This window comes from Nonomuraea sp. NPDC051298 (genome assembly GCF_055586305.1).
In genome coordinates this window covers 24,252-34,491 of record NZ_JBVJIM010000045.1, presented here as the reverse complement: position 1 = coordinate 34,491, position 10,240 = coordinate 24,252, and the positions used below count along the sequence as shown (strand labels likewise).

Here is a 10,240-nt window from a genome sequence, read left to right as displayed (position 1 = left end):
AGCACGACGTTGCGGCCCTTGGGACCCAAGGTCACCTTGACGGCGTCGGCGAGCTGGTTCATACCACGCTCGAGACCGCGCCGGGCGTCCTCGTCAAACGCGATCATCTTGGCTGCCATAAGGCTAGACCTCCCAGATGCAGGGTGGCTTGTCGTGGACCGAGCCGACGCCCGCGACGGCATGGGTCAGCATCTCCGTTCGGCAGACCCCATCGTCTCGATCCGATGTTGGCACTCTGCTGCACAGAGTGCCAACGAACTGTTTAGCACTCTACCCTGCCGAGTGCAAGCGAACGCTCACCTGCCCAGGGTTCTTTCCCAGGTCAGTGTGCCGGTGGTCGGTGTGCCGGTACGGCGAGCCGCCCCGAGCGGCCCGCCGTACGCGAGTCGGCGAAAGAGAGAGGTGAACGGATCGCACGGACTGCGCTGCCGTGCGATCCCGCCCGGTGCAAACCAGTGCTGATCAGACCGCGCGGACGGACTCCGCCTGCGGCCCCTTCTGGCCCTGCGTGATCTCGAACTCGACGCGCTGTCCCTGCTCGAGAGATCGGTACCCGTCCATCATGATCGCTGAGTAATGGACGAATACATCCTTACCACCGTCTACCGCGATGAAGCCGTAGCCCTTGTCCGCGTTGAACCACTTGACGGTGCCCTGCGCCACTTCCGACTCCTCTTACTGGTCTCCCAGATCTCGCCCATTCCTCCGCGGGACCTGTAATCGTGTGACTTAACCGAAAATCAGCCAGACGATCGCCCTCGACCATACCTGTGGCACGGGGTTTGGCAACAGAGTCAATCTGCAAACCGCCTATTTGTTCGCGCCGAAGGCAGTTCAACGCGGAATTGGCCGGAAAAGCAGAAGGCGCCCACTAGGGGGCGCCTTCACATGGGATGGACGGTGTCAGCCGCCGGCAACCGCCGGGATGATGGAGATCTGAGTGCCCTCAGGGGCTGGAGTGTCGAGACCCTCGGTGAAACGGACGTCCTCTTCCCCAACGTAAACGTTGACAAAACGCCGAATCTTGCCCGATTCATCAAGAATTCTCGCGCCGATCCCCGGGTAGTCGGAGTCCAGCTTGGCGAGCACGTCACGAAGAGTCGCGCCCTCGCCACTGACCTCCGCGCTCCCGCCGGTGTACGTGCGCAGAATGGTGGGAATCCGCACAGAAACGCTCATGGTTTACGTCGCCTTTCCTGGTTGTCAGACAGTCGCGCGGAACGCGTCGAGAGAGGGCCGGATCACGGCCGTGGGCGTGGCGTCGCCGCTGATCGCGTCGAGCGTCTTGAGCCCGTCGCCGGTGTTGAGCACCACGGTCTCGGCCTCAGGGTCGAGCAGGCCGTTCTCGGTGAGCTTCTTCAGCACGCCCACCGTGACGCCGCCCGCCGTCTCGGCGAAGACTCCCTCGGTCGAGGCCAGCAGCTTGATCGCGGCCACGATCTCCGCGTCGGTGACGTCTTCGACGGCCCCTCCGGTGCGCCGGGCGATGTCCAGCACGTACGGCCCGTCGGCGGGGTTGCCGATGGCCAGCGACTTGGCGATGGTGTCGGGCTTGACCGGCTGCACGACGTCGTGGCCGGCCTTGTAGGCCGTGGACACGGGCGAGCACCCGGCGGCCTGGGCCCCGAAGATCTTGTAAGGCGTGTCCTCGACGAGGCCGAGCGCCACCAGCTCCTTGAAGCCCTTGTCGATCTTCGTGAGCTGGGAGCCCGAGGCGATGGGGATGATGATCTGCTCGGGCAGCCGCCACCCGAGCTGCTCGGCGATCTCGTACGCGAGCGTCTTCGAGCCCTCGGCGTAGTAGGGCCGCAGGTTGACGTTGACGAAGCCCCACTTGTCGCCGAGCGGGTCGCCGATCAGCTCGGAGCAGAACCTGTTGACCTCGTCGTACGTGCCCTCGATCCCGATCAGCTTCCCGCCGAACACGCGGGCCATGGCGATCTTCGCCTGCTCCAGGTCGGCCGGGATGAACACGCACGCCTCGAGCCCCGCCCGCGCCGCCGCCGCGGTGACCGCGCCGGCCAGGTTGCCGGTGGAGGAGCAGGAAAGGGTGTGGAAACCGAAGCTGCGCGCCGCCTCGACGGCGATGGCGACGACGCGGTCCTTGAAGGAGTGGGTGGGGTTGCCCGAGTCGTCCTTCACGTAAAGCGACTTGATGCCGAGTGTCCTGCCGAGGTTTCCGGCCTTGACCAATTTGGTCCAGCCGGGGTTCATATTGGGCTTACTGGCCACGTCGGCCGGCACGGGAAGCAGCGAACGGTAACGCCAGATGTTGGCGGGACCCGACTCGATCTCCGCGCGGGTCACGTCGCCGAAGGAGTAGGCCGCCTCGAGCGGCCCGAAACACTCCTGACACGCGAAGTTGGGACCCAGGGGGTAGCGCGCACCGCACTCACGGCACGAGAGGCCGACAGCAGGACCAAAGTCAAGCGACATGAAGCGAGGCCTTCCCTCATCTTCGCCCGCGGCCACCTTGACCACGAACCGGAATTGGCACCTTGTCCCGGTCGGCCTCGCCAGGTCGCGAGTCGAAAGCCGGGAGGGTTGCCGGGGCTTCGCAGGGCCGGTCCCTCCACCCCTCTGGATGAGCAATATGCAGTTGTTGAAATGGACTCTACCCGCTTAAGGGGCCGAAATTACCACCCGTCTCAACATGCGAGACGGGCAGTCTCAGCGATAGTCCTCCCCCAGCAATCCCTGCACGTATTTGCGGGCCTGGTGAATGCGCGACTTGGCCGTGCCCAGCGGGATCCCGAGCTGCTCGGCCACCTCGTTGTAGTCGAGCTGGACGATGTCGCGCAGCACCAGCGCCTGCGCCAGGTCGGGCTTGTCGGCCTCCAGCGTCTCCATCGCGTCGAGCAGGTCGAGCCGCGAGCCCGCGATCACGCTGACCCGCCGCACGTCGGGCTTCTGCATGGGCAGCTCGTCGGAGGTCTGCTCGGCCGCCCTGCGCTTCAGCGACCGGTACGTGGTGCGCGCGCAGTTCGCCGTCACGATGTGCAGCCAGGTGCTGAACCTGGCCCGCCCCTCGAAGCGCCCGATGTTACGCGCCACGGCCAGCAACGTATCTTGCGAGGCCTCCTCCGCGTCCTGGTGATAGGGCAGGATCCGGGCGCAGTGCCGCAGCACATCAGGCTCGATCCGCGCCAGGAGCTCGCCAAGTGCGCGATGGTCCCCTGCGGCGGCGGAGCGGGCGAGTTCCTCGGTTAGCTCATCAAGCGCCATAGCTGGGATCCTATGGTCGAAGGGAGCCATGATGAACAGCGTGCTGCTGGCCTCCAACCGAGGGCCCGTCTCCTTCACCGTCTCCGACGACGGCGAGCTGACGATGAGACGCGGGGGTGGGGGCCTGGTCTCGGGGTTGTCGGGCATCGCCAGGAAAGACGGCGTGCTGTGGGTCTGCGCCGCGCTGTCCGACGGCGACCGCAGCGCCGTACGCCTGGCCGCCGGGGGCCGGCTCGACCACGCCGGCTACGACACCGGCCCGCTGCGGATGCTCGACATCGCGCCGGCCACGTTCCACCGCGCCTACAACGCCGTGGCCAACTCCACGCTGTGGTTCGTCAACCACCTGCTCTACGACATCCCCAACTCCCCCAGCTTCGGCACCAGGTTCGAGCGCGAGTGGGAGTCGTACCGCGACTACAACGGCGCGTTCGCGATGGCGCTGGCCGAGGAGGCGGGGCACGGCGCCCGCGTGATGGTGCAGGACTACCACCTGACGCTGACCCCGGCCCTGCTCCGCGCCGAGCGGCCCGACCTGCGCATCGCCCACTTCAGCCACACGCCGTGGGCGCCGCCCGAATACTTCTCCCTGCTGCCCGACGACGTGGCCGGCGAGGTCCTGGAGGGCATCCTGGGCGCCGATCACGCCGGGTTCCTCACCGACCGGTGGGCGCGGGGGTTCATGGACTGCTGCGAGCGGCTGCTGGGCGCCGAGGCCGACCGGGTCGCGCGCACGATCACGTACGAGGGCCGGACGACCCGCATCGGCGTGCACAGCCTCGGCGTGGACGGCGCGGAGCTGTGGGAGCGGGCCCGCGAGCCCGACGTCGAGTCGCACATGGCCGTGCTCAGGGAGCAGGTGGGTGAGCGCAGACTGATCGTCCGCATCGACCGCACGGAGCTGTCGAAGAACATCGTGCGCGGCCTGAACGCCTACCGTGAGTTCCTGGCCGCCCACCCCGAGTGGCACGGCCGGGTGGTGCACCTGGTCTTCGCCTACCCCAGCCGCCACGACCTGCCCGAATACCGCGAGTACACCGCCTCGGTGCAGCGCTGCGCCAAGGAGATCGAGGACGAGTACGCGACCGAGGAGTGGGAGCCGCTCATACTCAACGTCGAAGACGACTACGCGCGTTCGCTGGCCGCGTACCGGATGGCCGACGTGCTGCTGGTCAACCCCGTCCGCGACGGCATGAACCTGGTGGCCAAGGAGGGCCCGGTGCTGTCGCCGCGCTGCGCGCTGGTGCTGTCGAGGGAGGCCGGGGCGGCGGCCGAGCTGGGCGAGCACGCGCTCCTGGTCAACCCGTACGACATCAGCGGCACCGCCGCCGCGCTGCACACCGCGCTGGTCATGCCCGAGGACGAGCGCCGCTCGCGCCGCGACGAGCTGGCCGCCGCCGCCACCGCGCTGCCGCCGCGGAAATGGCTCGCGGCGCAGCTCGACGCGCTGGCCTAACATGGGACCGACAGGTCCCTCAGTCCCTGGAGGCTGCCGGGTGAGCACGGTCTTACCCTCCGCGCGACTGGTCAGAGACCGCCCGACCTGGCTCGTCTACCTGCAGCTCGGCACGTTCGCCACCTTCCTGTACGGCCTGAGCGCCGCCCTGCCGCTGCTGCGCGCCGACCAGCGCACGTCGGCCACCGTGGCGGGCCTGCACGGCACCTCCATGGCCCTCGGCACGATCGCGGCCGGGCTCCTGCTGCCCCTGCTCACCCGGCGACTCGGGCGGCGCGCGACGTGCTGGATCGGCCTGGCCGGGATGAACGCCGGCGTGCTCATGATCCTGGTCACCGACGCGCTGCCCCTGACGCTGCTCGGCTACGGCGTGTCCGGCTGGTTCGGCTCGGTCATGCTCTACACGTGCCTGGCGACGCTCAGCGATCACCACGGCCCGGCCGGTCCCGCGGCGATCAGCGAGGCCAACGCGGTCGGGGTCGTCGTGGGCATGGCGGTGACGTTCGGGCTCAGCGTGGTCGCGCAGACGGCGCTCGGCTGGCGGGTCGCGCTGCTGGCCACGCCGATCATCAGCGTGCTGCTCGCGCTGGCCATGGGCGGGGTCTGGCCCGACCGGCGGGCCGCAGGGGCCGGTGGGAGCGCGCCCTCCTCGGGGCGGCCCGGCTGGCGGTTCCACCTGGCGGGGCTGGTGCTGTTCTGCTGCGTGGCGCTGGAGTTCACGTTCAACCTGTGGGCCGCCGACCTGTTCGCCTCGCGTACGGGGCTGAGCGCGGCGACGGCGGCCACGGGGCTGACGGCGTTCGTGGCGGGTATGGCGGCGGGCAGGTTCGCCGGGGCTCAGCTCGCGCTGCGCCTGCCGGGCACGCCGCTGTTCGCGGGGGCGCTGGCGGTGACGGCCGCGGGCTGGCTGCTGTTCTGGCTGAGCACCCAGCCCCTGCTGTCGTATGCCGGGCTGGTGGTCTGCGGGCTCGGTGTCTCCCTGCACTTCCCGCTCGCGCTGGCCGCGCTGATCACCGGTTCCGGCGGCCGGGCGGACCTGGCGGCGGCGGCCTCGCCGATCTGGGCGGGCGCCGCCATGGCGGCCGGGCCGCTCGCGCTCGGTGCGCTCGCCGACGGTTTCGGCACCTGGACCGCGTTCCTGATGGTGCCGGTGCTCATCGGGCTGGCGCTGGCCGGGGTGCTCACGTCGGGGCGGCGTTCCTGAGCCGCCTCGGGGCCGCGCCCCATCACGAACGGCCGGTCACAGCCGGCCGAACGCCGCCACCAGCTCACCGAGCAGTTCCACCACCCCGTCGGGCCCGTCGACCACGAGGTCGGCGCGTTCGGCCAGCGCGGTCACCTCGGCCGACCCGCTGCACACGGTCACCCCCGGCAGCCCGGAGGCACGTACGGCCTCGAACGCCGCCAGGTCGCCCAGATCGTCACCCACGAACATGACCGACCGGGCCGCCCGCTCGGCCAGGAACAGGCTCAGCGCCTGCCCCTTGTCCATGCCCGGGGGCCGCAGCTCCAGCACCATGCGGCCGGGCTCGACCACCAGGCCGTGCTTGTCCGCCAGCTCGGCCAGCGGCTCGCGCAGCGCCGCCAGCGCGCCCTCGGGGTCGGGGGCACGCCTGGTGTGCACGGCCACGGCCCGGTGCTTGTCCTCGACGCTCACCTCGGACAGGCCCAGGGAGTCGAGCAGCAGCGGCAGCTCGGCCTCGGCCAGCCGCACACCCGGCGGAGGCGGGGGCGCGGAGATCCGCCCGGCCTCCCAGCGCTCGAACCCGTAGTGCCCGAGCACCACCAGCCCGGGCACGCCGGCCAGTCCTGGCCCGAGCTCCAGCGCGGTGGCCGCGGGCCTGCCGGTCACGATGGCCACCGCGCGGACGTGGTCGCCCAGGGCGGCGAGCACCTCGGGCGCCTCGGGGTGGATCACGGCTTCGGCGGGGTCGGGCACGATCGGCGACAGGGTGCCGTCGAAGTCGAGCCCGATCACGGCGCCCGCCGGATCGTTCAGTATCGCCTTCATTCCAGGGATGTTCCTCACGCGGCTGCCGTACCCAGCCGGTCAGGGACGCATGCCGAGCCTTCTGGCGGCGCGGTCACGACGTCGCGTGGACCGTAACCTGCGCAGCCGTTTGACCAGCATGGGATCGTGTTCGAGCGCCTCCGGCCGGTCGATCAGCTCACCGAGCAACTGGTAGTAGCGCGTGGCGGAGAACCCGAACGTCTCCTTGATGGCGTGCTCCTTCGCGCCCGCGTAGCGCCACCATTGGCGCTCGAAGGCGAGGAGCTCGAGATCGCGTTCTGAGAGTGGTTGTCGGGACGGTTCCTGGGCAGCATCGTCACCGCTGAGGGGTGCTCCCATGGTGTCCTCCTCGAAAGGGGCGAGCGATGGTCTCGCCCGCACGCGGCCCGTGGCCAATCGTAATGTGCGGAGTGCGGCTGTTCACGGCGGATTGGGGTACGCGGCGCGGCGGCCGGGACTCCCACCGCGTGCGCATGTCCGACTTTCACCATCTTCATCGGCGAAAAGCGGCACATGAGAACTACTCCGCGTATCGGACTGTTTACCGAAGCGTCGGGCTGGGCGGACTTCCGCGTGTCAGAATGCGAGCCATCGGAGGCCCCTCCCCTCCCGCTCGAGGTTGTCGTGTACCACCTGTACGTCATGCTGCTCTCCCCCCTGTCCGCCGACCGCCCCGTCCCCGTGGGGCCGGCGGCGCCGCACCTGGCGCCGGCCCGATGAGGAAGCTCGTCCCGCCCGTCCTGCTGACCGGACTCATGGCGGGCGCGTTCATGGATCCGGGGACGATCGCGGCAGTGGCGAAGCCCGTGCCCTCCGGCTCCGCCGACGACGTCGGCGAGGCGGCGCGGGCCGGGCAGTGGCAGCTCGGCGCGCTGCGCCTGCCCGAGGCGTGGCGGTCGAGCCGCGGCGAGGGCGTGGTGGTGGCCGTGCTCGACACCGGCGTGAACCCCCGCCACCCCGACCTGGAAGGCGCGATCATCCAGGGCCCCGACCTGACCGGGACGGGAAGGGGGCCGTGGGGGCAGCACGGCACCGCCATGGCCAGCCTGATCGCCGGGCGCCGGCACGACGAGGGCCGCAGGGGCGTCATCGGCGTGGCCCCCGCCGCCCAGGTGCTGTCGGTACGGGTCACGCTGGAGAACGGCGACCCGCGCCGCGCGAAGAACCCCTCCGTCCGCTCCGACGCGCTGGCCGAGGGCATCCGGTACGCGGCCGACCACGGCGCCGGCGTGATCAGCATGTCACTCGGGGGCGGCAGCGGCGCGTGGGAGGGCTCGGCGGCGGAGGAGGCGGCCGTGCGGTACGCGATCGGCAAGGGCGCGGTGCTGGTGGCCTCGTCGGGCAACGACGGCGACTCCGGCAACAGGAAGAACTTCCCCGCCGCCTACCCCGGCGTGATCGCGGTGGGCGCGGTGGACCGGCGGATGACCGTCGCCCCCTTCTCCAACAGGCAGGACTACGTGTCCGTGGTGGCCCCTGGCACGGAGATCGTGACCGCCGACGGCGACGACTCGTACGTGGTGGGCGACGGCACCAGCTCGGCCGCCGCCACGGTCGCGGGCATCGCGGCCCTGGTCAGGTCGGCCCACCCCGGCCTGACGCCCCACCAGGTGCGGACGGCCGTCGAGCTGGGCACGAGGCGGCGGCCCCCCGGCGGCCACAGCCCCGCCTACGGGCACGGCGTGGCCGACGCGCTGCTGGCCCTGCGGGAGGCCGACCGGCTGGCCCGGCCGGCGTCGGCGCCGCCCAGGCCGGGGCGGTACTTCGGCGCGGGGCCCGCGCCGGCCTCCAGGATGCCGGTGGTGGCGGGGCTGGTGCTGCTGATGGTGGCGATGTCGGGCCGGGTGGTGCTGCGCCGCCGCGGGAGGGATTCAACCTAGCAAGCGCTTGTGTGATACTCCGGCTATGACGTACGCGATCGAGGGCTGGTTCACCGTCGAGGAGGACGGCGCCCGCCTGCTCGGCACCAGGTGCGCGGGCTGCGGCACGGTCTGCTTCCCGCCCAGGCACGGCTCGTGCCCCAACCCGCGCTGCGAGGGCACGGACATGGAGACCGTCGGGCTGCCGCGGCGCGGGCGGGTCTGGTCGTACACGAACGCCTGCTACCCGCCGCCGGCGCCGTTCGTGGCGGCCGAGCCGTACGAGCCGGTGACGCTGGCCGCGGTCGAGCTCGACGAGGTGGGCATCGTGGTGCTCGGCCAGGTCGGCGGCCTGACCGTGGAACAGCTCGCGGTGGGCATGGAGCTGGAGCTGACCTCGGGCCCGCTGGCCGACGGGCCGCTGGTGTGGATGTGGGGGCGGGCCTCATGAGCGTGGCGGTGCTGGGCGTCGGGATGCATCCCTGGGGCAAGTGGGGCCGCCCCTTCCTGGAGTACGGCGTGGCCGCCGCCCGCGCCGCCCTGCGCGACGCCGGGCTGGCCTGGACGGACGTGCAGTTCGTGGTCGGGGCCGACACGATCAGGAACGGCTATCCCGGCTTCGTCTCCGGCGCCTCCTACGCCAGGGCGCTGGGCTGGTCGGGCGCCAGGGTCGCCTCCTGCTACGCGGCCTGCGCGTCCGGGGCCCAGGCGCTGGACATCGCGCGTGCCAGGATCCTGGCCGGGATGTGCGACGTGGCGCTCGTGGTCGGGGCGGACGCGGCGCCCAAGGGCTTCTTCGCGCCGGTGGGCGGCGACCGGCCCGACGACCCGGACTGGCTGCGGTTCCGCCTGCTCGGGGCCGCCAACCCGGCGTACTTCGCGCTCTACGCGCGCCGCCGCATGGCCCTGCACGGCTCGACCCCCGCCGACTTCGCGGCCGTCAAGGTCAAGAACGCGCTGGCCGGCTCGCTCAACCCGATGGCCCGCTACCGCGAGCCGGTCACGGCCGAGCAGGTGCTCGCCTCCCCCATGGTGGCCGACCCGCTGCGCCTCATGGACATCTGCGCCACCTCGGACGGCGGCGCCGCGGTGGTGCTGACGTCGGAGTCGTACGCGCGCCGCCACGCCACCCGGCACGTCCGGCTGGCCGCGGTGTCCACGGTCACGCCGGTCTTCCCGAACACGGTGCTGGAGCTGCCGGACTTCGCCACGGACTCCTGTGCCGCCGTTCCCGCGCCGGAGAGGCCCTTCAGGGCGGCGCTCGCGCACGCGGCGTACGAGGAGGCGGGGGCCGAACCCCGGGACGTGTCGCTGGCCGAGGTGTACGACCTGTCGACGGCCCTGGAACTCGACTGGACGGAGGACCTCGGGCTGTGCCCGGCCGGCGAGGCGGACCAGCTCCTGCGCTCCGGCGAGACCGCGCTCGGGGGCCGGATCCCGGTGAACCCGTCGGGCGGTCTGGCCTCGTTCGGCGAAGCGATCCCCGCCCAGGCCATCGCCCAGCTCTGCGAGCTGACGACGCAGCTCCGGGGCGCGGCGGGGGCCCGCCAGGTGCCGGACGCCTGCGTGGGCCTGGCCGCCAACCAGGGGCTGTTCGGCCACGGCTCCGCCGTCATCGCCACGACCTGACAAAGACAGGGCCCCCGGAAGGAGACCTCCCGGGGGCCGTCGTTCCGTGCGGTGGGCGGG

General features: G+C 71.3%; 11 protein-coding genes and 1 riboswitch. Of the genes, 5 read left to right on the top strand and 6 right to left on the bottom strand.

Translation table 11 applies throughout. The annotated features are described in order from the left end of the window. Positions 1–462 precede the first annotated feature (462 nt). The 4 genes from ACZ6S0_RS51350 to ACZ6S0_RS51335 all read right to left on the bottom strand — a co-directional run bounded on the left by ACZ6S0_RS51350 (position 463) and on the right by ACZ6S0_RS51335 (position 3,225). The gene (locus tag ACZ6S0_RS51350) at positions 463–663 is read right to left on the bottom strand and encodes a cold-shock protein (RefSeq protein ID WP_068927743.1); all 201 of its coding nucleotides are present in this window, start codon (positions 661–663) and stop codon (positions 463–465) included. A 240-nt stretch (positions 664–903) separates the two neighbouring features. Further along, positions 904–1,179 (bottom strand): MoaD/ThiS family protein, encoded by a 276-nt coding sequence (locus tag ACZ6S0_RS51345; RefSeq protein ID WP_344894278.1) that lies wholly within the window; start codon positions 1,177–1,179, stop codon positions 904–906. A gap of 24 nt (positions 1,180–1,203) precedes the next feature. Then, positions 1,204–2,436: a threonine synthase gene (gene thrC, locus ACZ6S0_RS51340; protein WP_465928196.1), complete on the bottom strand. Its 1,233-nt coding sequence runs from the start codon at positions 2,434–2,436 to the stop codon at positions 1,204–1,206. A gap of 13 nt (positions 2,437–2,449) precedes the next feature. Then, positions 2,450–2,591: riboswitch (SAM riboswitch) on the bottom strand. A gap of 79 nt (positions 2,592–2,670) precedes the next feature. Beyond that, positions 2,671–3,225 carry an RNA polymerase sigma factor gene (locus tag ACZ6S0_RS51335; RefSeq protein WP_465928194.1) on the bottom strand — a complete coding sequence of 185 codons (555 nt, stop codon included), beginning with the start codon at positions 3,223–3,225 and terminating at the stop codon, positions 2,671–2,673. Between the two features lie 31 nt (positions 3,226–3,256). Between ACZ6S0_RS51335 and ACZ6S0_RS51330 the strand changes: the two genes are divergently transcribed. Next, entirely contained in the window at positions 3,257–4,681 is a 1,425-nt protein-coding gene (locus ACZ6S0_RS51330; protein ID WP_465928199.1) for an alpha,alpha-trehalose-phosphate synthase (UDP-forming), read from the top strand. Between the two features lie 40 nt (positions 4,682–4,721). Then, positions 4,722–5,885: an MFS transporter gene (locus tag ACZ6S0_RS51325; protein WP_465928192.1), complete on the top strand. Its 1,164-nt coding sequence runs from the start codon at positions 4,722–4,724 to the stop codon at positions 5,883–5,885. Between the two features lie 36 nt (positions 5,886–5,921). On the opposite strand, the gene otsB is transcribed toward ACZ6S0_RS51325, so the two are convergent. Together otsB and ACZ6S0_RS51315 are read right to left on the bottom strand one after the other, a co-directional pair. Then, complete coding sequence (otsB, locus tag ACZ6S0_RS51320) at positions 5,922–6,692, bottom strand: trehalose-phosphatase (protein WP_465928190.1); 771 nt, start codon at positions 6,690–6,692, stop codon at positions 5,922–5,924. Positions 6,693–6,731: 39 nt separating this feature from the next. Continuing rightward, positions 6,732–7,031: a DUF3263 domain-containing protein gene (locus ACZ6S0_RS51315; protein ID WP_344894263.1), complete on the bottom strand. Its 300-nt coding sequence runs from the start codon at positions 7,029–7,031 to the stop codon at positions 6,732–6,734. A 377-nt stretch (positions 7,032–7,408) separates the two neighbouring features. On the opposite strand from ACZ6S0_RS51315, the gene ACZ6S0_RS51310 reads away from it, so the two are divergent. The 3 genes from ACZ6S0_RS51310 to ACZ6S0_RS51300 are packed head-to-tail and all read left to right on the top strand — an operon-like array spanning position 7,409 to position 10,180. Continuing rightward, positions 7,409–8,572, top strand: a complete 1,164-nt coding sequence (locus ACZ6S0_RS51310) for a S8 family serine peptidase (RefSeq protein ID WP_465928188.1) — start codon at positions 7,409–7,411, stop codon at positions 8,570–8,572. A gap of 25 nt (positions 8,573–8,597) precedes the next feature. Further along, a complete protein-coding gene (locus tag ACZ6S0_RS51305; protein ID WP_465928186.1) occupies positions 8,598–9,002 on the top strand; it encodes a Zn-ribbon domain-containing OB-fold protein in 405 nt (134 codons plus the stop codon). Next, complete coding sequence (locus ACZ6S0_RS51300) at positions 8,999–10,180, top strand: lipid-transfer protein (RefSeq protein ID WP_465928184.1); 1,182 nt, start codon at positions 8,999–9,001, stop codon at positions 10,178–10,180. The genes ACZ6S0_RS51305 and ACZ6S0_RS51300 overlap by 4 nt, the downstream gene beginning before the upstream one ends. Positions 10,181–10,240 lie beyond the last annotated feature (60 nt).

Excerpts from the sequence above, each read along its gene's own strand:
- ACZ6S0_RS51300 (WP_465928184.1), top strand. The coding sequence starts at position 8,999 with ATGAGCGTGGCGGTGCTGGGCGTCGGGATGCATCCCTGGGGCAAGTGG.
- ACZ6S0_RS51345 (WP_344894278.1), bottom strand. The coding sequence starts at position 1,179 with ATGAGCGTTTCTGTGCGGATTCCCACCATTCTGCGCACGTACACCGGC.
- ACZ6S0_RS51335 (WP_465928194.1), bottom strand. The coding sequence starts at position 3,225 with ATGGCGCTTGATGAGCTAACCGAGGAACTCGCCCGCTCCGCCGCCGCA.
- ACZ6S0_RS51310 (WP_465928188.1), top strand. The coding sequence starts at position 7,409 with ATGAGGAAGCTCGTCCCGCCCGTCCTGCTGACCGGACTCATGGCGGGC.
- ACZ6S0_RS51315 (WP_344894263.1), bottom strand. The coding sequence starts at position 7,031 with ATGGGAGCACCCCTCAGCGGTGACGATGCTGCCCAGGAACCGTCCCGA.
- ACZ6S0_RS51330 (WP_465928199.1), top strand. The coding sequence starts at position 3,257 with ATGAACAGCGTGCTGCTGGCCTCCAACCGAGGGCCCGTCTCCTTCACC.
- thrC (WP_465928196.1), bottom strand. The coding sequence starts at position 2,436 with ATGTCGCTTGACTTTGGTCCTGCTGTCGGCCTCTCGTGCCGTGAGTGC.
- otsB (WP_465928190.1), bottom strand. The coding sequence starts at position 6,692 with ATGAAGGCGATACTGAACGATCCGGCGGGCGCCGTGATCGGGCTCGAC.
- ACZ6S0_RS51305 (WP_465928186.1), top strand. The coding sequence starts at position 8,598 with ATGACGTACGCGATCGAGGGCTGGTTCACCGTCGAGGAGGACGGCGCC.